At 46.2% G+C, this 26153-nt stretch carries 23 protein-coding genes; 10 read left to right on the top strand and 13 right to left on the bottom strand.

The annotated features are described in order from the left end of the window. Positions 1 to 34: 34 nt before the first annotated feature. Together F7Y48_RS19980 and F7Y48_RS19975 are read right to left on the bottom strand one after the other, a co-directional pair. Positions 35 to 1762 carry a sodium:solute symporter family protein gene (locus tag F7Y48_RS19980; protein WP_005397550.1) on the bottom strand — a complete coding sequence of 576 codons (1728 nt, stop codon included), beginning with the start codon at positions 1760 to 1762 and terminating at the stop codon, positions 35 to 37. 12 nt (positions 1763 to 1774) lie between these two features. Continuing rightward, positions 1775 to 2038 carry a DUF4212 domain-containing protein gene (locus F7Y48_RS19975; RefSeq protein WP_005397548.1) on the bottom strand — a complete coding sequence of 88 codons (264 nt, stop codon included), beginning with the start codon at positions 2036 to 2038 and terminating at the stop codon, positions 1775 to 1777. 520 nt (positions 2039 to 2558) lie between these two features. Between F7Y48_RS19975 and F7Y48_RS19970 the strand changes: the two genes are divergently transcribed. Then, on the top strand, positions 2559 to 4304 hold the full coding sequence (locus tag F7Y48_RS19970) for a potassium/proton antiporter (RefSeq protein ID WP_005397543.1): 1746 nt from the start codon (positions 2559 to 2561) through the stop codon (positions 4302 to 4304). A gap of 2 nt (positions 4305 to 4306) precedes the next feature. Here the strand turns inward: F7Y48_RS19970 and F7Y48_RS19965 are convergent, their stop codons facing one another. The 4 genes from F7Y48_RS19965 to aspA form a co-directional block, all read right to left on the bottom strand. After that, a complete protein-coding gene (locus tag F7Y48_RS19965; RefSeq protein ID WP_005397542.1) occupies positions 4307 to 4936 on the bottom strand; it encodes a response regulator in 630 nt (209 codons plus the stop codon). 194 nt (positions 4937 to 5130) lie between these two features. Further along, positions 5131 to 6942 carry a protein-disulfide reductase DsbD gene (locus F7Y48_RS19960; RefSeq protein ID WP_258507793.1) on the bottom strand — a complete coding sequence of 604 codons (1812 nt, stop codon included), beginning with the start codon at positions 6940 to 6942 and terminating at the stop codon, positions 5131 to 5133. A 161-nt stretch (positions 6943 to 7103) separates the two neighbouring features. Further along, positions 7104 to 8411 (bottom strand): anaerobic C4-dicarboxylate transporter, encoded by a 1308-nt coding sequence (locus F7Y48_RS19955; RefSeq protein ID WP_005382378.1) that lies wholly within the window; start codon positions 8409 to 8411, stop codon positions 7104 to 7106. A 175-nt stretch (positions 8412 to 8586) separates the two neighbouring features. Continuing rightward, positions 8587 to 10038: an aspartate ammonia-lyase gene (aspA, locus tag F7Y48_RS19950; protein ID WP_005397540.1), complete on the bottom strand. Its 1452-nt coding sequence runs from the start codon at positions 10036 to 10038 to the stop codon at positions 8587 to 8589. 430 nt (positions 10039 to 10468) lie between these two features. On the opposite strand from aspA, the gene F7Y48_RS19945 reads away from it, so the two are divergent. Beyond that, on the top strand, positions 10469 to 10987 hold the full coding sequence (locus tag F7Y48_RS19945) for an FxsA family protein (protein ID WP_053807754.1): 519 nt from the start codon (positions 10469 to 10471) through the stop codon (positions 10985 to 10987). Positions 10988 to 11057: 70 nt separating this feature from the next. On the opposite strand, the gene trmL is transcribed toward F7Y48_RS19945, so the two are convergent. The 4 genes from trmL to F7Y48_RS19925 form a co-directional block, all read right to left on the bottom strand. Beyond that, the gene (trmL, locus tag F7Y48_RS19940) at positions 11058 to 11537 is read right to left on the bottom strand and encodes a tRNA (uridine(34)/cytosine(34)/5-carboxymethylaminomethyluridine(34)-2'-O)-methyltransferase TrmL (RefSeq protein WP_005382381.1); all 480 of its coding nucleotides are present in this window, start codon (positions 11535 to 11537) and stop codon (positions 11058 to 11060) included. A 136-nt stretch (positions 11538 to 11673) separates the two neighbouring features. Continuing rightward, positions 11674 to 12282 (bottom strand): superoxide dismutase, encoded by a 609-nt coding sequence (locus tag F7Y48_RS19935; protein WP_005397537.1) that lies wholly within the window; start codon positions 12280 to 12282, stop codon positions 11674 to 11676. 176 nt (positions 12283 to 12458) lie between these two features. Beyond that, positions 12459 to 13853 carry an envelope stress sensor histidine kinase CpxA gene (gene cpxA / locus F7Y48_RS19930; protein WP_134648267.1) on the bottom strand — a complete coding sequence of 465 codons (1395 nt, stop codon included), beginning with the start codon at positions 13851 to 13853 and terminating at the stop codon, positions 12459 to 12461. After that, positions 13853 to 14542, bottom strand: coding sequence for a response regulator (locus F7Y48_RS19925; protein ID WP_005397534.1), 690 nt, complete (start codon positions 14540 to 14542; stop codon positions 13853 to 13855). The genes cpxA and F7Y48_RS19925 overlap by 1 nt, the downstream gene beginning before the upstream one ends. Before the next feature lie 190 nt (positions 14543 to 14732). Here F7Y48_RS19925 and F7Y48_RS19920 point away from each other — a divergent pair, with 190 nt between their 5' ends. The 3 genes from F7Y48_RS19920 (at position 14733) to pfkA (ending at position 17512) form a co-directional block, all read left to right on the top strand. Beyond that, positions 14733 to 15245, top strand: a complete 513-nt coding sequence (locus F7Y48_RS19920; RefSeq protein ID WP_256954742.1) for a CpxP family protein — start codon at positions 14733 to 14735, stop codon at positions 15243 to 15245. Between the two features lie 111 nt (positions 15246 to 15356). Beyond that, the gene (gene fieF, locus F7Y48_RS19915) at positions 15357 to 16265 is read left to right on the top strand and encodes a CDF family cation-efflux transporter FieF (protein ID WP_005397530.1); all 909 of its coding nucleotides are present in this window, start codon (positions 15357 to 15359) and stop codon (positions 16263 to 16265) included. 284 nt (positions 16266 to 16549) lie between these two features. Further along, positions 16550 to 17512, top strand: coding sequence for a 6-phosphofructokinase (pfkA, locus tag F7Y48_RS19910; protein WP_005397529.1), 963 nt, complete (start codon positions 16550 to 16552; stop codon positions 17510 to 17512). A gap of 103 nt (positions 17513 to 17615) precedes the next feature. Here pfkA and F7Y48_RS19905 read toward each other — a convergent pair whose 3' ends face one another. Continuing rightward, entirely contained in the window at positions 17616 to 18998 is a 1383-nt protein-coding gene (locus tag F7Y48_RS19905) for an MATE family efflux transporter (RefSeq protein ID WP_074190085.1), read from the bottom strand. Between the two features lie 240 nt (positions 18999 to 19238). Here F7Y48_RS19905 and F7Y48_RS19900 point away from each other — a divergent pair, with 240 nt between their 5' ends. The 3 genes from F7Y48_RS19900 (at position 19239) to F7Y48_RS19890 (ending at position 22133) form a co-directional block, all read left to right on the top strand. Next, entirely contained in the window at positions 19239 to 19529 is a 291-nt protein-coding gene (locus F7Y48_RS19900; protein ID WP_005381516.1) for a co-chaperone GroES, read from the top strand. Between the two features lie 77 nt (positions 19530 to 19606). Beyond that, on the top strand, positions 19607 to 21253 hold the full coding sequence (groL, locus tag F7Y48_RS19895) for a chaperonin GroEL (RefSeq protein ID WP_005381509.1): 1647 nt from the start codon (positions 19607 to 19609) through the stop codon (positions 21251 to 21253). A gap of 316 nt (positions 21254 to 21569) precedes the next feature. Then, on the top strand, positions 21570 to 22133 hold the full coding sequence (locus F7Y48_RS19890; RefSeq protein WP_005395435.1) for a VC2662 family protein: 564 nt from the start codon (positions 21570 to 21572) through the stop codon (positions 22131 to 22133). A 101-nt stretch (positions 22134 to 22234) separates the two neighbouring features. On the opposite strand, the gene F7Y48_RS19885 is transcribed toward F7Y48_RS19890, so the two are convergent. Beyond that, complete coding sequence (locus tag F7Y48_RS19885) at positions 22235 to 22732, bottom strand: MgtC/SapB family protein (RefSeq protein WP_005395427.1); 498 nt, start codon at positions 22730 to 22732, stop codon at positions 22235 to 22237. Between the two features lie 95 nt (positions 22733 to 22827). Beyond that, the gene (epmB, locus tag F7Y48_RS19880; RefSeq protein ID WP_005381502.1) at positions 22828 to 23850 is read right to left on the bottom strand and encodes an EF-P beta-lysylation protein EpmB; all 1023 of its coding nucleotides are present in this window, start codon (positions 23848 to 23850) and stop codon (positions 22828 to 22830) included. 32 nt (positions 23851 to 23882) lie between these two features. On the opposite strand from epmB, the gene efp reads away from it, so the two are divergent. Both efp and F7Y48_RS19870 read left to right on the top strand, forming a co-directional pair. Next, on the top strand, positions 23883 to 24449 hold the full coding sequence (efp, locus tag F7Y48_RS19875) for an elongation factor P (RefSeq protein WP_005395425.1): 567 nt from the start codon (positions 23883 to 23885) through the stop codon (positions 24447 to 24449). A 265-nt stretch (positions 24450 to 24714) separates the two neighbouring features. Continuing rightward, a complete protein-coding gene (locus tag F7Y48_RS19870) occupies positions 24715 to 26118 on the top strand; it encodes an SPFH domain-containing protein (RefSeq protein ID WP_005395423.1) in 1404 nt (467 codons plus the stop codon). Positions 26119 to 26153 lie beyond the last annotated feature (35 nt).

Genomic DNA, 26153 nt, shown 5'->3' with positions numbered 1-26153 from the left:
CCCCAAGTGGGGCTTTTGTGGCTTGCGTTATATTTTAGTGATCCACGGCATCGCCTGCACCAACAGGGACACGAACGTGTTCAACAAGATCTTTAACTTCTTGAGGTGTTTCCGCCGTAACTTTCGATACCGCGAATGCCACGATGAAGTTAAATAGTGCGCCGATAGCACCAAACGCGTTTGGCTCAATACCTAGGAACCAGTTGGTTCCCCAGCTTTCTAGATATTTCCAGTCAGCAACGAATAGGATGCCTTTGTGCTGGAATACGTAGAACAGTGTGATACTGATACCAGCAATCATACCGGCGATTGCGCCTTCTTTATTGATGCCTTTGCTGAAGATACCCATCATCAACGCAGGGAAGATGGATGACGCAGCAAGACCAAAGGCGAGCGCCACCGTACCAGCGGCAAAGCCAGGAGGATTCAATCCGAGATAGCCTGCGGCTGCGATTGCCACCGCCATCGAGATTCGGCTGGCAAGCAGCTCCTTCTTCTCGGATATGTTCGGATTTATAACCCCTTTGATTAAGTCATGGGAAATCGCCGACGAAATAGCGAGCAACAGACCCGCAGCTGTGGATAGTGCTGCAGCGAGACCACCAGCGGCTACGAGTGCAATGACCCAGTTTGGTAGCTTAGCGATTTCTGGGTTTGCTAGTACCATGATGTCACGGTCAACTCGCAATTCATTGGTGTCAGGGTTTGAGGTGTACTCGATCAGGCCATCGCCATTCTTATCATCAAAGCCTAATAGACCTGTTGTTTCCCAGTTCTTGAACCAATCAGGGCGCTCATCATACGCAAGGTGCTGACCAGGCGCAGGGTTGACGGTATCCATTAGGTTTAGACGTGCCATTGCTGATACTGCTGGCGCCGTTGTGTATAGAATAGCGATGAACACAAGTGCCCAGCCTGCAGAAGTACGCGCATCACGCACCTTAGGTACTGTAAAGAAACGGATGATAACGTGTGGTAGACCTGCAGTACCGATCATCAATGACATGGTGTAAACGAACATGTTTAGTGTGCTACCGCGAACCTGTGTGGTGTACTCACTAAAGCCGAGTTCGGTCACCACTTGGTCGAGCCTATCGAGCAGATAAACATCGGTGCCTTGAATGGTACTCCCGAGGCCAATCTGAGGTAGCGGGTTACCTGTAAGTTGCAGAGAGATAAAGATTGCAGGGATAGTGTAAGCAAGAATGAGTACGCAATATTGAGCAATCTGCGTGTATGTGATGCCTTTCATGCCGCCAAGTACTGCGTACATGAATACGATACACATACCAATCAGTAGGCCTGTTGAGTAATCAACTTCTAGGAAGCGACCGAAGGCAACGCCAACGCCTTTCATCTGGCCGATAACATAAGTGACCGATGCGATGATAAGACAGATAACCGCCACGATACGTGCCGTGTTCGAGTAGAAGCGTTCACCAACAAACTCTGGCACCGTAAACTTACCAAACTTACGTAGATAAGGGGCGAGTAGTAGCGCAAGCAGTACGTAACCGCCCGTCCAACCCATTAGGAATACGGAGCCGCCGTAACCCATAAAGGCAATCAGACCCGCCATTGAGATGAACGATGCCGCCGACATCCAGTCAGCAGCGGTTGCCATACCGTTAGCGATTGGGTTTACCCCGCCACCTGCGACATAGAACTCTTTGGTTGACCCCGCACGCGCCCAGATCGCAATACCGATGTAGAGGACGAAGGTTGCACCAACAACCAAGTAGGTAATAGTTTTCAAATCCATCTGAGTTACTCCTTACTCATCTACGCCGAATTCACGGTCGATTTGGCGCATCTTCCATGCGTAATAGAAAATAATACCTAGGAAAGTGTAGATGGAGCCTTGCTGAGCAAACCAGAAACCAAGTTTGTATCCACCTAATTGAAATTGATTAAGTACGTCGACAAATAAAATGCCGCAGCCGAAAGACACTACGAACCAGATGACCATAAGGCCAATCATGAGCTTCACGTTTTTGTCCCAATAGGCTTTGGCTCTTTCTTCGCTTTCAAATGCCATTGCCGTCTCCTTACGATTGGTATTGTTGTTAAAAAAATGTTTCAACATGTACATTAGCAAGGTGTTGGCAAGAACTCTTTTCAACTTTAGTCGGGGTATAAAAAATAAAAAACTCCTGTGATATGGGCGCTTAGAGAAGAGTTAGGGTTATTTGTTAATGTTAAAAAGCTGTTAAATTAGCCAAAGGTCTAAGGAGAAAAATGATAAAAAGCACGAATAAGAGACGTGATTAATTTTTTCTTCATTGATTTTAGCGATCCTTAACAGAAACATTCTGCGTTCTTCTTTTTATCAATCAGCGAAAAAATTGGCGTGAAAAATTCACAAGTAATTTATTTACATAAAGTTTTCGTACCAAATCACCGTTTTAGCGCACAATAAAGTAATATAACTGAGTCATTCTCGTACAACCTCGCGCTTTGGGACGGTTTAAGGAGGAGGCAGATTAAGGCATTAACTTATTAACGAAGTCGCCTTAGCTCATCACAAGCATATCGTTTTTCATTAAGGGAGGGTGAGAATGGACGCAGATACCATTAATAGTTTTTTTCTTATAGGTGCGTTGTTAATCGCACTTAGCGTTCTTTTAAGCCCAGTTTCCTCTAAGTTGGGAATCCCAATTCTTTTGGTATTTTTAGCCGTTGGAATGCTGGCGGGGGAAGACGGTTTAGGCGGTATTTTATTTGATAATTTTTCGATCGCTTACTTGGTCAGTAACCTCGCATTAGCCATCATTTTGCTCGATGGTGGTATGAGAACACGGGTTGCCAGCTTTAGGGTGGCGTTATGGCCTTCGGTGTCTTTAGCAACGTTTGGGGTTGCGATCACCACTATTTTGACCGGGCTGATGGCAACGTGGTTATTCGACTTAGACTTGCTGCAAGGTATATTAGTTGGTGCGATAGTCGGTTCCACTGATGCCGCCGCGGTTTTTTCTCTACTCAAAGGTCGTAGTCTTAACGAACGTGTTGGCTCAACGCTGGAAATTGAATCCGGCACCAATGATCCTATGGCGGTGTTTCTGACTGTTACTCTGATTGCTATTTTAGCGAACCCAGATGCAGATTTGAGTGTGGGCTTTTTGGCGCTCAGTTTTCTTAAGCAGTTTGGTATTGGTGCTTTACTCGGTTTTGCTGGTGGCTGGATTTTGTGGAAGGTCATCAATCGTAATCAACTGCCGGATGGCTTATATTCGATTTTAACCGTCAGTGGTGGCTTGCTGATTTTCGCTTTATCTAATGCATTAGGTGGCAGCGGTATTCTGTCAATTTATCTGGTTGGTTTACTGCTAGGTAATCGTCCAACACGCAGCCGCCATTCCATTCTTCATGTTCTAGATGGCATGACGTGGCTAGCTCAAATCGGTATGTTCCTCGTGCTTGGTTTATTGGTTACGCCTTCCAACTTGCTTTCTATTGCGTTGCCTGGTTTGGCGCTGGCCTTTGGGATGATTTTATTTGCCCGTCCAATCTCGGTTTGGATCGGTTTACTGCCATTCAAGAGTTTCACACCACGTGAAAAGTGGTTTGTTTCTTGGGTAGGCTTGCGCGGTGCTGTCCCAATCATTCTGGCGGTATTTCCAATGATGGCAGGATTGCCAGATGCGCAGTTGTACTTCAATTTGGCGTTTTTCGTGGTAATGGTCTCTTTGATTGTGCAAGGTGGCACATTGACTAAAGCGATGTCTCTGGCGAAGGTAGAGCTGCCTTCTAAACCTGAGCCAATTTCACGCACTGGTGTGGAGATTTACCCAACTAGTGAGTGGGAGCTATTTATCTATAAGCTTAAAGCGGATAAATGGTGTATTGGTGAACCATTGCGTAGTCTTTCGATGCCGGATGGAACGCGCATCGCCGCAGTATTTCGCAATAAGGCGTTATTGCATCCGTCAGGCAGCACGCGCCTCGAAGAAGACGATACCTTGTGTGTGTTGGCGCAAGAAAAGGATTTGGATGCCCTGAGCTTGCTATTTAGTGAAGCGCCTGAGAAAGCGTCATTGGCACGATTCTTTGGTGATTTCTTCCTAGATATTGAAGTGAATCTTGCCGATATTGCGATGATGTATGGCCTGAACTTGGGCGATGAGTCACTCGATAAAAGCTTAAGAAACCTTGTAGAAGAACAACTGGGGACTACACCAGTGTTAGGGGACCAATTCGAGTGGCAAGGCTTGCAATGGATCATTGCCGATGTCGTTGACCAACAAGTCACCAAAGTGGGCATCCGTTTGCCAAGCGAGCAAAGCCTGCTCGCTGATGAGGAGTGAACCTAGTCGTTCATCTCCGTTAGCATGATGACAGCTTGTGTGCGGTTTTTTACGCCGAGCTTGCGGAAAATCGCCGTCATGTGCGCTTTGATGGTGGCTTCTGAAACATTCAATTCGTAGGCGATTTGTTTGTTCAGTAAGCCATCTGACAACATCCCCAACACCTTATATTGCTGTGGCGTTAGCGCGGCAATCTTCTCCGCTAAGTCATTACATGCCGCGTTATTGGTGATCAGCCCTTCAGGAAAATACGGGTCGCCATTGAGCACTTGATTGAGCGCATTCACCAATTCGCGCATATCGCTCGATTTCGGAATAAAACCAAACGCACCATGGCTTTTCACTTGTGTCACGATCGCTGGCTCTTCACTAGCCGAGACGACGACGATTGGTAAGTCTGGATGTTCTGCTCGCAAGTGAATCAAGCCAGACATACCATTTGCTCCTGGCATTTTGAGATCCAATAGCACCAAATCTGGCTCTTCTTCTCGCTCTAACAAAGCCAGTAGTGCGTCGAGTGAGTCCGCTTCCAGCAAATTTGCCCCACTGATTGCCATGTGGATAGATTGAAACAAGGCATTACGGAAAAGTGGGTGATCATCTGCAATGATGATGGTGTAGGTCGAATCCATGACGTTAAACACTTTTGACTATTTCGTTAAATTTATTATTGTCCAGCTTGGAGAGAGTGGACAATATTTATTCGCTAAAAGTCTGAACCAAATCGACTTTTATTAGGAAAATTGCATATAAGCGCAATTTTCTCATTCAAATCTGGGTAATAAAAAACGCCAGTGGTCATCACTGGCGTTTGAATATCTGATGATCAGAATTGTTGGATGTGCTCTAAGAAAGGCTCGGCTTGCATAAAACCGGTTAAACGCGCGTTTGAAACGTGTTTGCCATTCGCATCCCAGAACTCGATGGTTGGCAAGCCAAGCACGTTCATGTGTTTGAGTAACTCAATATCTTGCACTTGGTTCTTGGTTACATCAGCTTGCAGAAGAACAAAGTCTTTTAGCTTGGCTTCGACGCTTGGATCATGGAAGGTGTACTTCTCAAACTCTTTACACGCCACACACCAATCGGCGTAGAAGTCGAGCATCACAGGTTTGCCAGCTGCTTTGGCTAGCGCTAGTTGTTCTTCCAACTCTGCAACATTGGCAATGCGTGTAAAGCTTACGGAAGTTTGTTGAGCTTGCGTTGCGTTATTACCAAACCAGTAATTTAATACTGGCTGTGCTGACGCGAGCAAACCCAATACGGCGATGATGCCAACGGCGCTTTGTTTCCAGCCACCAAACTCCAAGCTGTTTTTCACATGATACAGCCAACCAAAGGCAGCGATGCCCAGTGTTGACCACAGAATTGTTGACCACATTTCTGGCATGATGCGTTCCAGTAAGAAGATAGGTGCAGCAAGCAGAATAAAGCCGAACAGCGTTTTCACGCGGTCCATCCAACCACCTGCTTTTGGTAGCAACTTGTTGCCAAATACCGCTACCAGGATCAACGGAATACCCATGCCCATCGCTAGCGCGTAAAGGGCGACACCACCAGTGAGTAAGTCGCCACTTTGTGCGACGTAAAGCAGCGCACCAGAGAGTGGGGCGGTAGTACACGGAGAGCAAACCAAGCCAGATATTGCCCCCATTGCAAACACGCCAGCACTGCTACCACCTTGCTGCTTGTTACTTAAGTTATTCAGCCACGTTTGCACGCTGCTTGGTAACTGCAATGAGTACAGACCAAACATCGACAGAGCTAATGCAATGAACAGTACACTCAAACCAATCAGCACATAAGGGTGTTGCATCGCCGCTTGGAACTGCATGCCCGCAGACGCCACTACAAGGCCGAGCAGCGTATAAGTCAGCGCCATGCCTTGTACGTAAACAAATGACAAACCAAGCGCACGACGTTGGCTCAGTTTGCCGCTACCAAGCACGATGCTGGTCAAAATTGGGTACATCGGCAGCACACAAGGGGTAAATGCTAGACCCACACCAAGTGCCAAAAACAACAACGGCGTCCACCACTTGTCGGCTAGATTCGCGGCTAAGCTATCTTGCTCACTGACTGGTACTGAAGTGGAGGTTGGTTTTGTTGCTGGCTGTGCTTGTTCTGTCGTCGGTGCCTTGGCAGTCGGTGCTACGGTGTCGGAATTGGATGAAGAAAACGCGCTGATTGGAATCTCACGTGTTTCTGGTGGGTAGCAGAAGCCCGCTTTCGCACAGCCTTGATATTGCACAATGACACGTGCGCCCTCTTGCCAATTACTCAGTGGGATATTGACAAATAGTGGTGTGGTATAGATATGCACATCACCAAAGAATTCATCTTGATGTGGCGTGCCGTTTTCCATTTGCAGTTCGCCCAGTGAGATGTTCTCACCAGACACAGATAAACGCTCTTGATACAGGTAATAACCATCGCGTACCTGCCAATCGAGCATCAATTTGTCGTCTTGCTGGTAGAAATTAAACGGAAATGCCTGATCGACTGGAACAAAGCTGTCGCTGCTGCTACCAAAACTGTTGTTCTGGCTATTGGTAAACTGGTCTTTGCCGAACAAGGCCAAAGACGGAGTGGAAAAGGTAATAAGCCCTAAGAGTAAAACGGAAAGTAATGCGCGCATAAAAGAGTCAATTCATCTTAGATAATTGCCGTTAGTGTAACTCAATCAGACCCGGAGGCGAGTCAATAAGTTTCATGAAAATGAAGATTTATTGAGCATAATTCAAGACGACAGGCAATAAAAAAGGGAGCCGAAGCTCCCCGAGTAAGACTCTGTTTCTACTAGATCAGTAGACCACCGAATGCGAAGCCAAGTGCTACTGCAGAAGCGATGGTTACCACACCAGGTACAAAGAATGGGTGGTTGAATACGTACTTACCGATACGAGTTGAACCCGTGTCGTCCATCTCAACCGCTGCTAGAAGCGTTGGGTAAGTTGGCAGTACGAATAGCGCACTTACTGCTGCGAAAGATGCAACTGCGGTAAGTGGTGCCACACCGATTGCTAGTGCTGCTGGCATCAGCGCAACCGTGGTTGCACCTTGCGAGTAAAGCAGCATTGAAGCGAAGAATAGAACAAGTGCTAGCATCCATGGGTAGTCTGCTAGTAGCGCACCAGCCACTTCTTTGATGCCGTCAACGTGCGCGTTAACGAAGGTAGAACCTAGCCATGCCACACCAAGAACACACACACACGCTGTCATACCAGAGCGGAATGTTGCTGCGGCTGGAATTTTGCCGGCGTCGATTTTACAGCTCATTACGATAGCTGCCGCGGCTGCTAGCATTACCGTCATGATAGCTTCGTTACGACCTAGAGCAGGGTTCTCGATAAGGCCAACAGAGCCAGAAATTGCTGCTGCGTAACACACTACGAATGCGATTGCGCCTAGGAAGATGAACGTCGCTTTCTTCGCTGTTGGTAGGATTTCGCGTTTTGCTTCTGTATTTAGCTTGATTAAGCCTTTTTCTAGACGCTCTTGGTATTCAGCATCGTCTTTTAGCTCACAGCCCATGAAGTTCGCAACGAACGCACCGATCATACACGCGATGAACGTCGTTGGGATACAGATTGCCAATAGTGTTAGGTAGTCAACGCCGAATGGATGCAGCATCGCAGCGAACGCCACTACTGCCGCTGAGATTGGTGATGCGGTGATAGCGATTTGCGATGCCACTACTGCGATAGACAGAGGACGAGAAGGGCGCACACCTTGACCTTTCGCGACTTCTGCAATTACTGGCAAAGTAGAGAATGCCGTGTGGCCAGTACCCGCCATTAATGTCATTAGGTAAGTTACGATAGGCGCATAAAAGGTGATGCGCTCAGGATGCTTGCGCAAAAAGTTTTCAGCAACTTGCACCATCCAGTCTAAACCACCAGCCACTTGCATTGCTGCGATGGCCGTGATGACAGACATGATGATCAAAATTACGTCAACGGGAATGTAAGCTTGGCTTGTTGGCACACCTAAGATCAAAGACAACGCAATGACCCCAGCACCACCGGCAAAACCAATGCCGATACCACCGATTCTTGCCCCCAAATAGATGAAGAGCAGAACCACGAAGAGTTCGACCATGACCATATTGATACCTCTTTAGTTTTTATTTGATTCTGATTTTTTGAACACTCAGGAACAGGAGTAAATGCTCAGAGAATTAGAACCCAGTGGCCTAATGGCAATAAAAGCATATAAAAAATGTGGTTAACCGTATGAGAGCTTAAAAAAGGGGCCTGAGTGGCCCCCTTCGAATTAGTTATTACTCGTAGCGTTTCGCTTTGTAAGTTGGATGCATGAAGTTTTCGACTGACAAGATTTCATCAAGCTCTTCTGCGGTTAGCAGGCCGCGCTCTAGCACAACTTCGCGAACACTCTTACCGGTTTCCGCACAAATCTTACCTACGATGTCACCTTCGTGGTGGCCGATGTATGGGTTTAGATAAGTGACGATACCGATAGAGTTGTAAACGTAGTTTTCACAAGTCTCTTTGTTGACCGTGATGCCGTCGATACATTTATCACGTAGGTTCACACACGCATTGTGTAGTAGAGATATAGACTCAAACATGCTTTGTGCGATAACTGGTTCCATTACGTTTAGCTGTAGCTGACCGCCTTCTGCTGCGAAAGAAACCGTGTTGTCGTTACCTAGAACTTTAAAGCAAACTTGGTTTACTACTTCTGGGATAACTGGGTTTACTTTTGCTGGCATGATTGAAGAACCTGCTTGCATTTCAGGTAGGTTCAACTCATTTAGACCTGCGCGAGGGCCAGAAGAAAGTAGACGAAGGTCGTTACAGATCTTCGATAGTTTCACCGCTAGACGTTTTAGTGCACTGTGCGTCATTACGTATGCGCCACAGTCAGAAGTCGCTTCGATAAGGTCTTCTGCCGCAACAACGTCAAGACCTGTTACTTCCGCTAGGTGTTTTACTGCAAGAGCTTGGTAGCCAGTCGGTGTATTTAGACCTGTACCGATTGCGGTTGCGCCTAGGTTGATTTCTAGGAGTAGTTTAGAGGTGTAATCTAGAGCACGAATCTCTTCGTTTAGTGTTACTGCCCAAGCGTGGAACTCTTGACCTACAGTCATTGGTACCGCGTCTTGTAGCTGAGTACGACCCATTTTCAGTACATCTTTAAACTCAATTGCTTTAAGTTCGAATGCGCCTTTTAGGTACTCAATTGCTTCCATTAGTTTGTGTACGCTGTTGTAAACCGCGATACGGAAACCCGTTGGGTACGCACAGTTGGTTGATTGGCTCTTGTTTACGTGGTCATTTGGGTTAACAAATTCGTATTGACCTTTCTCTTTACCCATTAGCTCAAGCGCAACGTTTGCGATCACTTCGTTCGTGTTCATGTTCACTGAAGTGCCCGCACCACCTTGGAATACGTCTGATGGGAACTGATCCATGCACTTACCAGTTTCTAGGATCAAATCACACGCTTCGATGATGTAGTTTGCAACGTCTTTTGGAATCGCACCAAGTTCTTTGTTTGCCAACGCCGCTGCTTTTTTGGTCATTACCATACCGCGTACAAATTCTGGTACGTCAGAGATGGTCATATTAGAGATGTTGAAGTTCTCGATCGCACGTAGCGTATGAATACCGTAGTACGCATCTGCAGGGACATGACGTTGACCTAATAGATCTTCTTCAATACGAGTGGCTGGGTTTGCTGTTTTTGGAGCATCAGATAGGGTAGCCATAGCAGGATCCTTAGATGATAATTCTGATAATAAAGTTATTTATTAGCCATTTCTGCAATCTAGAATCCATTCATCAGAATTTTTGGCTGGAAAATCCGTCCTGACTTATGTGGCACATGATACTGCACCTAGCGCATAAAAATAGTAACTAGATCACCTTTTTCGTTTTTCATGAGTCAATAATTTGCAAAGTATGAACGGGTTATTAATAACCCTTTATGGGTACTCGATTTTCCTCGACAAACATGGGTTTTTAGAGTTCGAAATTAGCACTTTAAAAGCACGAAAAAATCGGTATGCAATTGAATGAAACACTCCACTACCACTTTTTCTGCGTAGGAAGAGACCAGTATGAACACGCTTTTTTACAACGATTCGTTTGAGCTTAGTCCGCTTTTACCATTACACTGAATTAAACAAAGGAGGGCGTGTGTTTCCTATCTTATTATTGGCGTTTATTTTTGTCCCGATCATTGAAATCGGCTTATTTATTCAGGTGGGCGGCTTTTTAGGTTTATGGCCGACTATCGCATTAGTATTAATCACGGCATTTGTCGGTGCATCGTTGGTGCGCAGCCAAGGCATCCAAACTCTGATGTCGGTGCAGGGGCGTCTGGAACAAGGTGAAATTCCAGCCCAGCAAATTTTTGAAGGTGTAATGCTAGCGGTGGCTGGCGTGCTGCTGTTAACACCGGGCTTTATGACCGATGCTCTTGGTATGCTGGTGTTGCTTCCTGCGCCACGCGCCGCGATTGCCAAATACTTGATGAGTAAAATGGTGGTGAAAACCATGCATGGTGGTGGCTTCCAAGGTGGTTTCTCTAACCAAGGGCCATTTGAGCAAGACCCGTTCCGCCGTGACCCATTTAATTCCCAGTCAGACGATGGCAATACCTTTGAAGGGGAATACGAGCGTAAAGACGATGATGATCGCAACAAGCTCAACTGATTGAGTCAGAGAGTAAAGAAAACAAAAGGGCGCACTAAGCGCCCTTTTTTGTGTTTGGAATTCGTGGTGCTTACAACGCGCCTTCAAACCCCATTTGACGCCATGCTTCAAAAGCAATGATCGCAACGGCGTTCGAAAGGTTTAGGCTGCGCGCATCTGGCATCATTGGAATGCGGATACGCTGCTCCATTGGCAAGCTATCGATGATTTCAGCAGGCAAGCCACGAGTTTCTGGACCAAACATCAATACGTCACCTGCTTGGTATTGTGCATCAACGTGGTGACCTGTGGTTTTGGTGGTGCAGGCAAACAATCGGTAGTTACCTTGTTTCTCTTTCTCTAAATATTCTAAGAATGCTTGATAGTTCTTATGACGCGTTACGCGAGCTAAATCATGGTAATCCAAACCAGCGCGGCGGACTTTCTTCTCTTCAAGATCGAAACCCAGAGGTTCAATTAAGTGAAGGTTTGCACCGCAGTTGGCACAAAGTCGAATGATGTTGCCGGTGTTCGGCGCGATTTCTGGTTCGTATAAAGCGATATCAAACATGGTATTGAAATAGAGTTGGTCAAATAGAGGGGCAGTATATACCCAAGTCAGCAAGATATGCGAGATTCAGCAAGATTGACCTGGGTATGAAAGTAGTCATTAGCGCGGACGCTAATACCGTAAGTATCGATGCTCTTTATAATAGAGCGTGAGCGTAATTTTCTTCAACCGCTCGCCAATTAACGACGTTCCACCATGCGTCAATGTATTCTGGACGACGGTTTTGGTAGCTGATGTAATACGCGTGCTCCCACACGTCAAGAGCGAGAATTGGCTCGCCGCGTACATCCACTACGTCCATCAGAGGGTTATCTTGATTGCTGGTGGACGTAATGTGAATCTCTCCATCTTTTACGATCAGCCATGCAAAGCCAGAACCAAAGGTATTAATCGCGGCTTGGGCAAACGCTTCTTTAAATTGCGCAAAGCTACCAAATTTATCGTTAATTGCCTGAGCAAGTGCGCCTTGAGGCTCACCGCCACCGTTTGGTGACATGCAATTCCAATAAATGATGTGGTTGTAATAGCCGCCGCCATTATTACGCACTGCTGGGCTGAGCTTAGAGATATTGTCAAAGATCTCGTCTAATGACTGAGTTTCGAGCTCGCTCCCTTCAACGGCACTTACGAACTTATCGAAATAAGTCTTGTGATGTTTGCTGTAATGCACTTCCATGGTTTTCGCGTCGATGTACGGCTCTAGTGAATCGTACGGGTAAGGCAGAGCGGGAAATGTATGTGACATAGTAAATCCTCCTTAATTGGAAAATTTACTTTAATGCTAACGATAATTATTATCAACTTTGATCTTTGTAAGGGTATTCGAAGGCGTTCCCACCCAATTTCTAAAGTGAAGATGAAGCAGTGAATCTCTCACTCTAGAAATTGGGTGTGGCTTACTGTTAGCTCATCGGCTTGAAGTTAACGATTGATAGGTAAGGTGATACTCATGCGCAATCCGCCTAACGGACTTCGACTGGCTGCGATCGTGCCACTGTGCTGGCGGATGGCACTTTCGGTAATGGTTAGGCCGAGACCCGTGCCGCCGGAGTGGCGATCGCGGGCAGTCGAAACGCGATAAAACGGGCGAAAAATCGCGGCTAATTCTTCTTCTGGAACGCCCTCGCCATTGTCATCAACCGTGATATGCAGCGTATCATCATCGGCCTTGATGTCGATTTGCACCTCATCTTTCCCGTAATAAATGGCGTTACGAACGATGTTTTCCACCGCACTCATCAGCAGTTTAGGATTGCCGGAGATACTTCGTTTTGGCAGTTCAGAATAGTGTAGGTGCTTACCCATTTGCTCAGCTTCAAACTGCGCATCTTTAATGATCTCTTCCCACAAACTTTCCAGTGGCTGCGTTTCGCGAGTCATATGGCTGTTCGCCTGCATGCGAGACAGTTCAAGCAATTCGCTGATCATCTGTTCCAGGCGCTGCGCTTCGGTATCGATACGAGTCAGTTCTGGGCTTTCACCCTGCTTACGCGTCGCTAATGCGCTCGCCATACGTAGGCGAGTTAAAGGTGAGCGTAACTCGTGAGAGATGTCGGATAGCAGGCGTTGCTGTCCTGAAATCATCTGATTGACCGCCTCGACCATCTGGTTGAAGCTGCTGCCAGCCTGACGAAACTCTGCTGTGCCTTTTTCTAAATTTGGGTCTGTGACAAATTCGCCTTTCGCGACACGTTGAGCGGCGGCTTCAAGACGACGCGCTGGCTGACTTAGTGCCCAGGCAAGCCATAACAGCAATGGTGTACTAACCAGCATGACCGCGAGCAACAGCTGGAATGGGTGATCAAACAGACGCAAGAGTAGTGGTGGTGGCTCATTCCACTTGAAGCCCACATACATCAAGATATCGGAGCCAGCCAAAGTTATCGGGATTGGACCTGCAATCATGTATCGACCATACAGTTTCTGCTTTGGCTGGTTGTAATCTTCGATACTGGTGACAAAGTTTTGCATGGCACGTAATTGGAAATTACTGCGTTTTTCTGTCGTAAGAACATTACCGCTGTAGTCAGAAAAAAATACGCGCGGACGAGGGTCATGCTTACCGTGACGGTTACCCTCGATACGAAATAGTATTCGACCTAAATCAGTTTGCTGACTGTATTTTTGTTGGATTGCGTCACGCGTTTCTACCATACGTTTATAGTGCTCTTCTGGAATGTCGCGAGCTTTGCGAGGGTCCAAATGTGGCAGTGATAGCACAGCTATCAGCACCAATAACATAGTGAACCAAAAAATGGCAAAGATGCGTCCATACAAGCTATTGATGTTTGGCAGTTTGATGCGTGATAGGCGCATTAATCCTCCTCAAGCAGCATGTAGCCACGACCACGCAGGGTTTTGATTCGCGGCTTGCCATTGCTCTGATCTGGTAATTTTTTACGTAAGTTCGAAACATGCATATCGATCGCGCGATCAAAAGCGGCGAGTCGTTTACCAAGCACATCTAAGCTCAATGTTTCTTTAGTTAGCACTTGTCCTGGGTTTTGCACAAAGTGGGTCAACAGAGCAAACTCGGTTGCTGTGAGATCGAGCAACTGTTGATCGCAGTATGCTTCTTGTTTACCTGGGTAAAGACGGAGCTCTTGATACTCAATGCAATCGCTGTTTTTGGTGTTTTTCTGTGTGCTGCTGGTACGGCGTAAGATCGCACGGATACGAGCTAACAGTTCACGGTCACTAAAAGGTTTCGGTAGATAATCATCCGCGCCTAGCTCTAAACCAATCACGCGGTCAATTTCTTCCCCTTTAGCGGTCAGCATCAAGACAGGAGTTTCCCAGTTTTCACGCAAGCGTTTAAGGGTTTCCATGCCATTTAGCTTCGGCATCATGACATCCAACAAAATCAAATCAATCTTATCATTGACCGCAGCTAAGCCTGCTTCGCCATCATTTGCTTCGCTGACGTCAAATCCTTCGAAACTGAGTACTTCTTTTAATAAGCTGGTTAGCTCGATATCGTCATCAATTAAAAGAATGTTTGCCATGGGGGCACCTATAGTAACTTACCGATAGCTTAATATTACATTGGAATGATGTGCTGCGAAGAGGGTAAAAATCACTCTTTACGATTCTTTACGCTCCCTATACGTCGCTTTACCTAGTGGGTCGTATTCTATACTCAAGCGCTGTGAGAACAGCTCAAAAGAATCACTCACCTGTGTAAGGAATCAAATTATGAAATCTGCAAAAAAACTTGTGTTAGCTGCTGTTGTTCTACCTCTTACCCTCGGCGCAGCAAGCGCATTCGCTTACGGTGGTAAAAACCATCATCAAGGCCCGCGTGATGAATGTGGCATGGGAATGGACCGCGGCATTATGCGTGATTTGAATTTGACGGATGCTCAAAAAGATCAGCTTAAGTCTTTCCGTGAAGCAAACCGCGCACAGATGAAAGGCAAATATTCTGAAAATCGCGAAGCTCGTATGGCTGAGCGACAAGCACACCACGCAAAAATGCAGTCACTCTTACTAGCGGATAGTTTTGATGAAGCACAAGCGACCGCATTAGCAAAAGAAATGGTTGAACGCCAAACTGAGCACCGTGTGCAAATGCTAGAAAGAAAGCACCAAATGCTGAGCGTATTAACGCCAGAACAAAAAGCAGATTTTGTGAAGTTGCAAAATGAACGCATGCAAGAGTGTGGCGACAGAATGCATAAGCGCATGGAAAAATACCGCAATAATTAAGTCATGAATTGATGTTATATAAAGAGGCAGCCATTGGTTGCCTCTTTTTGATCTGGTTATTTCATGGGCATTCAATATACTCAACGTATGGTTTGAGTTAACTCTTTGATTATGAAACAGCAATATGCACGTTTAGTGACGACCGCAGCTTGGACTGCAACTATTGTGGCGACTCTTCTCTTGATTGTAAAAGTCATCACATGGTGGGTAACCGGCTCAGTTAGCCTATTGGCATCACTGATCGACTCAATGTTGGATATCGCCGCGTCGGTGGTAAATCTCGTTGTTGTCCGTTATGCCTTACAACCAGCAGACCGCGAACATACGTTTGGGCATGGTAAAGCTGAGTCTCTAGCGGCCTTGGCTCAGGCGATGTTTATTTCGGGGTCGGCGGTATTTTTGATCCTGAACGGGATTGACCGATTTTTCCGTCCACACGCACTGCATGCGCCGGAGCTCGGTGTTTATGTATCGCTGTTTGCGATTGTGGTCACACTTGGCTTGGTGATGTTCCAAAAACATGTGGTGCGCGTGACAGGGAGCCAAGCAATCGCGGCGGATTCTCTGCATTATCAGACTGATTTGTATATGAACGCTGCGATCATGGTGGCTCTGGGACTCAGCTACTTTGGCGTGACGCAAGCGGATGCGGTGTTTGCGATTGGCATTGGTGTCTTCATTCTTTACAGCGCCTTCAAAATGGTCAGCGAAGCGATTCAGACGTTATTAGACCGAAAGCTGCCGGATTCCGAATTGGAGCAAATCCGCAATGAATGTTTGAATGTGAAAGGGGTTCTTGGGGTTCATCAACTGCGCACCCGTATGTCAGGACCGACACGATTTATTCAGTTGCACTTGGAGCTAGACGATAACTTACGTTTAATCGAAGCGCACTATATTGCCGATAAAGTTGAAGAAAACCTTTTAGCTTTGTTTCCTGATGCGGATGTTTTGATCCATCAAGATCCGTTGTCTGTCGTTTTTGGGCCAGAGAAAGAGCAAAAAGCGCAAGATTGGTAGGGCTCGAAAAATCCATAAGTGCCTGACGACAAACAGGCACTTATTGACTATCTTTCCATCAATACTTATTAAGATTCGTGATCCTGATGTGAATCAACAAAGTTTCATAGAGAAACTGTAATACTCTTACATAAGTAGAAAAGTTACATAAAAAAGTGCGTTTTCATTGGTAATCCTGTAGAGGAAATGTAACATAACGCACAGTTCTGGATTATGCAGGTTGCTTGGTAACAAGGGGCCTAAAAGAAAATTAAATAATTGATTGCCAAAGATCGAGGGTGAGCATGATTAAGAAGATCGGTGTTTTAACAAGTGGCGGTGACGCACCTGGTATGAACGCGGCGATACGCGGCGTAGTACGTACAGCACTATCCGAGGGATTGGAAGTATTCGGTGTGTACGACGGCTACCTAGGCCTATACGAAGGCCGCATCGAGAAGCTAGATCGTTCTAGCGTTTCAGATGTGATCAACAAAGGTGGTACGTTCCTAGGTTCTGCACGTTTCCCTGAATTTAAAGAAGTGGAAGTGCGTGAAAAAGCGATTGAGAACCTGAAAAAACATGGTATCGATGCGCTAGTCGTGATCGGTGGCGACGGTTCGTACATGGGGGCGAAGAAACTGACTGAAATGGGTTACCCATGTATCGGTCTTCCAGGCACAATCGATAACGATATCGCTGGTACTGACTACACAGTGGGCTACCTAAGTGCACTAAACACAGTTATCGATGCAATCGACCGTCTACGTGATACTTCTTCATCTCACCAACGTATTTCAATTGTAGAAATCATGGGCCGTCACTGTGGTGACCTAACTCTGATGTCTGCAATCGCGGGTGGTTGTGAGTACATCATCACTCCAGAAACTGGTCTAGACAAAGACAAGCTGATCAGCAACATCCAAGACGGCATTGCAAAAGGTAAGAAACACGCAATCATCGCGTTGACTGAGCTAATGATGGATGCTAATGAACTAGCACGTGACATCGAAGCGGCGACAGGTCGTGAAACTCGTGCAACAGTACTTGGTCACATCCAACGTGGTGGTCGTCCAACTGCATTTGACCGTGTTCTAGCATCTCGCATGGGTAACTACGCTGTTCACCTATTGATCGAAGGTCATGGTGGTCGCTGTGTCGGTATCGTGAAAGAGCAACTTGTTCACCACGACATCATCGACGCGATCGAAAACATGAAGCGTCCAGTACGCAACGATCTATACAAAGTTGCTGAAGAACTGTTCTAAGCAAGTTTGAAATAGATAAAGAAAAACCGCGGCTTTCCGCGGTTTTTTTGTATTTGAGTATCAGCAAAAGGAAACTGACGCATCGGACAGAATCGACAGAATCTTACGAAGCGCTGCTCTGTTCAATGAGCGTCAATTTACGTTCGCGCAGTGCAAACATATAGCCAAGTAGGCCACCTAACGTATTCCCTACTGCGATACCTATAAACAAGCCTTCAATACTGTAAATTTGGCTTCCGATCCATGCTGATGGCAGGGTAAACACAAACAAACGCATAAAGCTCCATTGGAATGCTCGTAATGGTTTGTGCATCGCATTCAACCCACTGATTAACATCATCACAATGCCTTGAAAACCATAACTGAACGGCACCACAAGCAGGTAATGCCACAGCAGATTTTTAACCGCTTCTTCCTGCGAGAACAATGCCGCTAGAGGAATACTCAATGGCACCATCATCAAGAAGATAAACCCTTGGAACACGACCGCAAAACGCATGCTGATAAATAAGCCGGAAAAGGCGCGTTGAGGGTTTTTCGCCCCTAAGTTTTGTGCCATGAATGGTGTGAGTGCTGAGGTCAGAGACATCAAGACTAGGATCAAAATAGACTCAATACGCTGCGCCGCACCGTAAGCCGCAACTGCTGCCGTACCGTGGTTGGATAAAAGCATCATCAAAATTGCGCCCGACAATGGATTCATCGCGTTCGACAGTGCGGCAGGAGTGCCGATTTTTAACGTTTGCTGCCAATCTTGTTTCAGTAAGGACCATTGGGGTTGAGCGAGCAACTTTTCGCGTTTAACTAGCACATAGAATGAGCCACATAGTGCACCTAACCAGCTAAAAGCACTGGCTATTGCCGCACCTTGGATACCAAGCTCGGGGAATGGGCCAAGTCCGAAGATCAGTAGTGGATCGAGCATGCCGTTAATCAAGCCTGCCAACATCATGATTTTGGCGGGTGTTTTTGTATCCCCAGATGCTCGTATCGCACTGTTGCCTGCCATCGGGATCACCAACAATGGAATGGTGAGATACCACACCTGCATGTACTCTTCGATGAGTGGAATTAGGTCGTCGGCTGCGCCAAGAAAGCGGAACAGTGGTGCAATAGTGGCAAAGCCAATCGAAGAGGCGATAGCCACGAGTAACACCGCTAATAACAAACCGTGAGTGGTAAACCGAGCGGCTTGTGGGGCGTGACCTTGTCCAAGTAAGCGACCAATATTGGTCGATAGACCCATCCCTATCCCCATCGTGATGCAGTTAACCGCAAAGGTTACAGGGAAGGTATAGCTGATCGCCGCTAGCGCTTGAGTACCAAGCAACGAGATAAAAAACGTGTCCACCAAGTTAAACATCAAAATCGCGATCATGCCCATGGTCATGGGGACGGTCATTTTCCGCAGCGTTTCAGGAATAGGTGCGGTCAACAAACCATGCTTATCGGTCGCTTGGGGTTCCAGCTTGTTATTTTCCTGCATGTATGACAACTATGTGGTGAGCAAACTGCAAGGATACAAGAAAGCGAGATGCTGGGCGAGTGAGCATTTCGAACGCAAACCGTTGCTTAGTTGTTCGTTATTTTAACTAAGTCACAAAATTTTTGTGCCACCCCCTTGGGATCGCTGCTTCGACCCCTTATATAGGGATCACGTGTCTGGGGCTACAGTCCCTAAGGACAATTATCAAATAAACATGGAAATTTTCAGGAGAGACGACCGATGAACATTCGTCCATTACATGACCGAGTTATCGTTGAACGTAAAGAAGTTGAATCTAAGTCTGCTGGTGGCATCGTTCTGACTGGTTCTGCTGCAGAAAAATCAACTCGCGGTGTTGTTCTAGCTGTGGGTAAAGGCCGCATCCTAGAAAACGGCACAGTACTGCCGCTGGACGTTAAAGTTGGTGATACTGTTATCTTCGCTGAAGGTTACGGTACAAAAACTGAAAAAATCGACGGTAAAGAAGTGCTTGTCATGTCTGAAAACGACATCATGGCGATCGTTGAATAATAGCAATCATTGAGTAATTTTTTGCTCAGATTCAATTACGAAATTACACACAAAGAATTTTAGAAAGGAAATCAAAGATGGCTGCTAAAGACGTTAAATTTGGTAATGACGCACGAGTTAAAATGCTAGAAGGTGTAAACGTTCTGGCTGACGCAGTAAAAGTAACACTGGGTCCTAAAGGACGTAATGTCGTTCTAGACAAATCTTTTGGTGCACCGACTATCACGAAAGATGGTGTATCAGTAGCGCGTGAAATTGAACTGGAAGATAAATTCCAGAACATGGGCGCACAAATGGTTAAAGAAGTTGCGTCTAAAGCAAACGACGCGGCAGGTGACGGTACAACAACAGCAACAGTACTAGCACAATCTATCGTAAACGAAGGTCTAAAAGCAGTCGCCGCGGGTATGAACCCAATGGACCTTAAGCGTGGTATCGACAAAGCAGTAGCAGCAGCAGTAGAGCAACTAAAAGAGCTTTCTGTTGAATGTAACGACACGAAAGCGATCGCACAGGTTGGTACTATCTCTGCAAACTCAGACGCAAGCGTAGGTAACATCATTGCTGAAGCAATGGAGCGTGTGGGCCGTGATGGCGTTATCACTGTTGAAGAAGGTCAGGCGCTACAAGATGAGCTAGACGTAGTAGAAGGTATGCAGTTCGACCGCGGTTACCTATCTCCTTACTTCATCAACAACCAAGAGTCAGGCAGTGTTGATCTAGAAAACCCATTCATCCTGCTAGTTGATAAGAAGATCTCAAACATTCGTGAACTTCTTCCAACGCTAGAAGCTGTAGCGAAAGCGTCTCGTCCACTGCTTATCATCGCAGAAGATGTAGAAGGCGAAGCGCTAGCAACATTGGTTGTCAACAACATGCGTGGCATCGTGAAAGTTGCAGCAGTGAAAGCACCTGGCTTCGGTGACCGTCGTAAAGCAATGCTACAAGACATCGCTATCCTAACTGGCGGTACTGTGATTTCTGAAGAAATCGGTCTAGAGCTTGAAAAAGTAGCACTAGAAGATCTAGGTCAAGCGAAGCGTGTTTCTATCACGAAAGAAAACACGACTATCATCGATGGTATCGGTGAAGAAGAGATGATCTCTGGCCGCGTAGCTCAAATTCGTCAACAAATCGAAGACGCAACTTCAGACTACGACAAAGAGAAACTACAAGAGCGCGTAGCGAAACTGGCTGGCGGTGTTGCAGTAATCAAAGTTGGTGCAGCAACTGAAGTTGAAATGAAAGAGAAGAAAGACCGTGTAGAAGATGCGCTAGCCGCAACTCGTGCAGCGGTTGAAGAAGGTGTTGTTGCTGGTGGTGGTGTTGCACTTATCCGCGCGGCATCTAAGATTGCTCACCTAACGGGTGACAACGAAGAGCAAAACGTTGGTATCCGCGTTGCACTACGTGCAATGGAAGCGCCAATCCGTCAAATCACGAAGAACGCAGGTGAGGAAGACTCAGTGGTTGCGAACAACGTGAAAGCGGGTGAAGGCTCTTACGGTTACAACGCGGCAACAGGCGAATACGGCGACATGCTAGAAATGGGTATCCTAGACCCAACGAAAGTAACTCGTTCTGCGCTACAGTTCGCAGCATCGGTTGCGGGTCTGATGATCACGACTGAAGCAATGGTTACTGACCTACCGCAAAAAGACGCACCAGCGATGCCTGACATGGGCGGCATGGGTGGCATGGGCGGCATGGGCGGCATGATGTAAGCCAGCTTATCTCTTTGCTCTAAGGGAATCCTTATAGCGGAAAGATAACCGACCAAACCTTTAAAAGTCGAGGCATTTGCCTCGACTTTTTTATGCGCGTTATCCGAGAAACTTAGCATTCTGATGTGGCTTCGATTGTGAGAGGCGAGTTCAAGAAATGTCAGTGGAAAAACATGAAAATAGAAGCGACAAAATTTTTTCTTTTGAGTCAGATGGTTAAATCTGACCTACCGCTAACACTTTTTGAACGTGGATAGCGCAAAATCTGAACATTACACTATGTTGTAAATTGTTGCTTCCCATCATGGAGATGAAAATGAAAAAGCTTATGACGTCATTGGCGGTTGCAGCCGCTATCGCATCACCAGTTGCTCTTGCTGACAGTACACCTGTGATGTTCTCTACTATCGACAACACAAACGCACCTTCTAACTCGTCAGTTGGTGGTGTTCGTTTAGCCGTGTTGCATGGACAGGTGAATGAGGTTAAAGGTGTCGACTTTTCACTGCTTGGTATGTCAGAAACGGATCGTACGACAGGTGTGAACTTCGGTCTGTTTTTTGGTGCAGCAAAGGTAAACCAAGAAATGAAAGGTGCGTCTTTAGGCTTAGTTAACTGGAACCAAGGTCAGACGACGGGTGTTAACTTGGGTGCTGTCAACATTACGAACAATGTAAAAGGCTTGAACTGGAGCGCGGTGAACTATTCTGAAGGCTACACCATGGCGGATGTGGGCTTAGCGAGTATCTCTAAAAAGTCTAACTTCCAGTTTGGTTTCTTCAACATGACCGATCAAATTGATGGCGTACAAATTGGTCTTTTGAACTGTGCGGATAACGGTTTCTTCAAGTGTTTCCCACTCATCAACTTCGCTAAATAATCCCCGAGCAAGTTAGAATTTTTAGATACCGAAAGCCCTCGATATTCGTCGAGGGCTTTTTAATTACTGATGGGGTGAAGCGAGTTTATCGGCGGCGTTAACTATTTAATTAAGCGGGATGAGGTTTTGCGTTGTTGAATTCTTTGGTGAACCCCTCGGCGCAATGCTTTGATGTGGTTTTCTGCTTTATCCACGCCCAGTAACACCGTTAAAGCCAGTAGGGTAATGACCACCGACTGCGTTAAATAACCCAAACCGATCATCAACCCTAATCCTGCCAGTACCCAAATAACCGCTGCGGATGTTACGCCGTGGATTTTTCCATCGAGTGTCATCATCACGCCTGCGCCTAAGAAGCCGACGCCAGTAATAATCTGACCAAGCACGCGTGCTTGATCGAGTGTATTTGGCGATAACGATACTGCCATCGACATAAACAGGTAAGTGCCTGAAATAATAAGAATTGCCGTGCGAATGCCAACAGGTTTACCACGAGTTTGGCGTTCGATACCGATCATTAGCCCATTAATGGCACAGCATAGTAGGGCAGGCCAGCTGAATGGGCCAAGATCGAAAATTTGTTCGAGTGCTGTATGCATCTTGACCTCCAAAAGAGCGGAGTATGCATAGACTTACCGTGCAAAGCGAACAAAAAGGAACGGTCGTGACGACAAATTTAATTGAGCGTCAGGACCTATTCTAAATGCAAATCCAATGGCGTTTTACTTGGCCTGCCACCAATTTCTCGTGTCAGTTTTGGTACCAGGTAACCCGATACACGCGTGATGAGTCCGCGCATAATGGCTTTTGCTTCTTCGTCCGAAATAAAGTAGTGCGCCGCGCCTTGCACCTTATCAAGAACGTGGAGGTAATAAGGCAAGATACCCGCGTCAAATAAGGCTTCACTTAATGCCACTTGAGCTTCTACCGAATCATTCACGCCTTTCAGCAGAACGCCTTGGTTTAGAAGCGTAACGCCTGCTCTTTTGAGCTTGAACATCTGTTCAGCAAATTCGTCATTGATTTCGTTGGCATGGTTGATGTGAGTCACGAGGATGATTTGCAACCTTGATGCTTGCAGCAGTTGGCATAGTTCATCAGTGACTCGAGCGGGAATCACCACAGGTAAACGGCTATGAATACGCAGACGTTTGATGTGAGGTATGTGAGCAATGTGCTCTAAAAGCCAATGAATCTCATCGTCTTTTGCCATTAATGGATCACCACCTGAGAAGATGACTTCGTTCAACTCTGGTTGCTGCGCCATGTACTCTAAGCACTTTGTCCATGCCTGCTTGCCGCTTTTATTTTCTTGATATGGGAAGTGACGACGAAAACAGTAACGGCAATTTACCGCGCAGCCACCTTTGACGATCATTAAGGCGCGGTTGCGATACTTGTGTAGCAGGCCAGGAACTTCATTATCCTGCTCTTCTAACGGATCGTTGGAATAGCCCGGATGTACTTCAAATTCGTCACTTAATGGTAAAACCTGACGTAAAAGAGGGTCTTTAGGGTTGCCTTTCTCCATCCTATCGACAAAACTTTGCGGTACACGCTGTGCAAACAGCTTGCGCGCGGCAAACCCGTCTTGCCACGGTGAAGGATCAATTTCCAGTATTTCGAGCAATTTTGCAGGATCAGAGATCCCATTCGCCAACTGTTTGAGCCAGTTTTGCTCAACAGATTCGACTTTTCGGGTTATTATGTGCGGCATTGAATTTAGCTCTAAGAATGTAAGAGGAAAAAATGGCTACAGTTAGCACCAATGAATTTAAAGGCGGTCTTAAGTTAATGCTTGATAACGAGCCTTGTGTAATTCTGGAAAACGAATACGTTAAACCAGGTAAAGGCCAAGCGTTCAACCGCGTTAAAATTCGTAAACTTCTTTCTGGTAAAGTGCTAGAGAAAACATTCAAGTCTGGTGACACTTGTGAAGTGGCAGACGTAATGGATATCGACCTAGATTATCTATATTCAGACGGCGAATTCTACCACTTTATGAACAGTGAAACGTTTGAACAGATCGCAGCGGACGCAAAAGCGGTAGGTGACAACGCTAAGTGGTTGGTAGAAAACAACACTTGTATGATCACTCTTTGGAACGGTAACCCAATTACTGTTACTCCACCAAACTTCGTTGAGCTAGAAGTGGTAGACACAGATCCAGGCCTGAAAGGTGATACTCAAGGTACTGGTGGTAAACCAGCTACGCTATCAACTGGCGCTGTTGTTCGTGTTCCTCTGTTCATCTCAATTGGTGAAGTGATTCGCGTTGATACTCGTACGGCTGAATACGTAGGCCGTGTGAAGTAAGTACTTTAGATTGATTGTTTGAAAGGTCGCTTCGGCGGCCTTTTTTATTGCCTGTAATTCTCTCTTGAATGTTCCTGCATAGAAAATCGATATCCTCCGCAAATTTTCGATGATTTTGTATTATTCGTAAAAATCTTATTTATTTCATGAATCTGTCGATTATTCCTTAATGTAACATTTTGATACATTAGTTCTTGTTGTTGAGTTGCATAGCAATCTGATTTTTATCGATTTAACTCAGTAACAATCCAAAAAGGAGAACAAAATGGAAAGCAGAGGCTTAGGAAGGGGTTTAAAGGTGGAAGAAAGACGTCAGTTACTACACAAAGGATTGAAAGCTGCGGTGTTTGGCGTACCGCTGTTGGCAATAGGCTTAACGATTAATAGCTCTGTGCTGATGACCGATGCAGGTTACAGCTACGTGCATCAGAACAATATCACAGGTGAGTTGGATGTGTTTACTGAACCTGGCATTCATTTTCGCATGCCATTTCTGTCCAAAATCACCAAGTATGACCAAGTGATCACTGTGTCATTCGGTAACAGCAAGGGCGAAGATTTTTATCAACGTCTTGATGCGATTCAGGTTCGATTTGCCGACACCTACATTGGTCAGATCCCCGTAACATTCCGCTTTAAGCTCAGTAATGACCCTGAAGCGGTGAAGAAGATGCACAAAGAGTTCCGCAACAATAGTAACTTGATTGATGCGTTGCTTGTAAAGAACGCACGTAACGTGACGGTGATTACTGCTACCCAATACACGGGTGAAGAGTTTTTCCAAGGTGGTTTGAACCAGTTCAAATCGAAACTTGGCGATCAGTTGCGAGAGGGGATTTATCTAACAGAGCGACGTCAGGTTGAAGTGGAAGAGTTGGATCTTGCGCCTGTTGGGGCGAATCAGGCCAATGCGAACCAACTACAGCGCACCAATCAACTGGTTTGGAAAACGGTGCCAGTTGTAGATAAAACCGGGCAACCAATTCGTCAAGACAACCCGTTACAACAATACGGCATTCAAGTGACGCAGGTGACCATTGGTGATCCACAGCCAGAAAAGCAATTGGATCAGCTATTGGCGGATAAAAAGCGTTTAGTGGCGGATCGTATTCGCGCGATTCAGGAACAAGAAACGTCGAAAGCACAGGCTGAGACCGAGCAGTTACGTAAAGAGATTCAACGAACACGTGAAGTGCAAGACGCTCAGCGTGGTAAAGAACTCGCTATTATTGCTCAGCAAAAAGAAGTGGAAGTTGCACGTCAGATTGCAGAGCGTGAAATCGTTGAAGTGGAAAAAACCAAACGACTTGCTGAAGTCGAGAAGGAGAAAGAGCTAGCTATCGCAGAGGCTAACTTAGCCATTCAAAAGGCGAACGCACTTTCTGCTGAGTTTGAAGCGAAAGCGATATTAGCGAAAGGTCGTGCAGAATCTGAGGTCCTAAAAGCGAAGTACTCGGCGTTAGGGGCAAACCGTGAAGTTTATTTGGCAGAGTTGAATCGAGACGTAGCGAACTCGTTGTACAACAACTTGCAAAACTTCCAAGTTCAGATGCCACAAAACTACATTGGTGGTAGCGAAGAAACGGGCTTGAAAACAAACCTAGATGTGATTACTGGCTTTGGCGCCCTGGGTCTTATGGACCAAACGAAGAAGGTCATACAGCAATAAGATCATGGGTGGTCAAAAGCTTAAAAAGCAAAAAG

This window comes from Vibrio sp. 2-1-2a, from assembly GCF_032648565.1.
GTDB lineage: Bacteria > Pseudomonadota > Gammaproteobacteria > Enterobacterales > Vibrionaceae > Vibrio > Vibrio diabolicus.
Note: the sequence above shows the minus strand (reverse complement) of the source record. Positions and strands in the feature narration are given on the sequence as shown.

Excerpts from the sequence above, each read along its gene's own strand:
- F7Y48_RS19980 (WP_005397550.1), bottom strand. The coding sequence starts at position 1,762 with ATGGATTTGAAAACTATTACCTACTTGGTTGTTGGTGCAACCTTCGTC.
- F7Y48_RS19975 (WP_005397548.1), bottom strand. The coding sequence starts at position 2,038 with ATGGCATTTGAAAGCGAAGAAAGAGCCAAAGCCTATTGGGACAAAAAC.
- F7Y48_RS19970 (WP_005397543.1), top strand. The coding sequence starts at position 2,559 with ATGGACGCAGATACCATTAATAGTTTTTTTCTTATAGGTGCGTTGTTA.
- F7Y48_RS19965 (WP_005397542.1), bottom strand. The coding sequence starts at position 4,936 with ATGGATTCGACCTACACCATCATCATTGCAGATGATCACCCACTTTTC.
- F7Y48_RS19960 (WP_258507793.1), bottom strand. The coding sequence starts at position 6,942 with ATGCGCGCATTACTTTCCGTTTTACTCTTAGGGCTTATTACCTTTTCC.
- F7Y48_RS19955 (WP_005382378.1), bottom strand. The coding sequence starts at position 8,411 with ATGGTCATGGTCGAACTCTTCGTGGTTCTGCTCTTCATCTATTTGGGG.
- aspA (WP_005397540.1), bottom strand. The coding sequence starts at position 10,038 with ATGGCTACCCTATCTGATGCTCCAAAAACAGCAAACCCAGCCACTCGT.
- trmL (WP_005382381.1), bottom strand. The coding sequence starts at position 11,537 with ATGTTTGATATCGCTTTATACGAACCAGAAATCGCGCCGAACACCGGC.
- F7Y48_RS19935 (WP_005397537.1), bottom strand. The coding sequence starts at position 12,282 with ATGTCACATACATTTCCCGCTCTGCCTTACCCGTACGATTCACTAGAG.
- cpxA (WP_134648267.1), bottom strand. The coding sequence starts at position 13,853 with ATGCGCCTATCACGCATCAAACTGCCAAACATCAATAGCTTGTATGGA.
- F7Y48_RS19925 (WP_005397534.1), bottom strand. The coding sequence starts at position 14,542 with ATGGCAAACATTCTTTTAATTGATGACGATATCGAGCTAACCAGCTTA.
- F7Y48_RS19920 (WP_256954742.1), top strand. The coding sequence starts at position 14,733 with ATGAAATCTGCAAAAAAACTTGTGTTAGCTGCTGTTGTTCTACCTCTT.
- fieF (WP_005397530.1), top strand. The coding sequence starts at position 15,357 with ATGAAACAGCAATATGCACGTTTAGTGACGACCGCAGCTTGGACTGCA.
- pfkA (WP_005397529.1), top strand. The coding sequence starts at position 16,550 with ATGATTAAGAAGATCGGTGTTTTAACAAGTGGCGGTGACGCACCTGGT.
- F7Y48_RS19905 (WP_074190085.1), bottom strand. The coding sequence starts at position 18,998 with ATGCAGGAAAATAACAAGCTGGAACCCCAAGCGACCGATAAGCATGGT.
- F7Y48_RS19900 (WP_005381516.1), top strand. The coding sequence starts at position 19,239 with ATGAACATTCGTCCATTACATGACCGAGTTATCGTTGAACGTAAAGAA.
- groL (WP_005381509.1), top strand. The coding sequence starts at position 19,607 with ATGGCTGCTAAAGACGTTAAATTTGGTAATGACGCACGAGTTAAAATG.
- F7Y48_RS19890 (WP_005395435.1), top strand. The coding sequence starts at position 21,570 with ATGAAAAAGCTTATGACGTCATTGGCGGTTGCAGCCGCTATCGCATCA.
- F7Y48_RS19885 (WP_005395427.1), bottom strand. The coding sequence starts at position 22,732 with ATGCATACAGCACTCGAACAAATTTTCGATCTTGGCCCATTCAGCTGG.
- epmB (WP_005381502.1), bottom strand. The coding sequence starts at position 23,850 with ATGCCGCACATAATAACCCGAAAAGTCGAATCTGTTGAGCAAAACTGG.
- efp (WP_005395425.1), top strand. The coding sequence starts at position 23,883 with ATGGCTACAGTTAGCACCAATGAATTTAAAGGCGGTCTTAAGTTAATG.
- F7Y48_RS19870 (WP_005395423.1), top strand. The coding sequence starts at position 24,715 with ATGGAAAGCAGAGGCTTAGGAAGGGGTTTAAAGGTGGAAGAAAGACGT.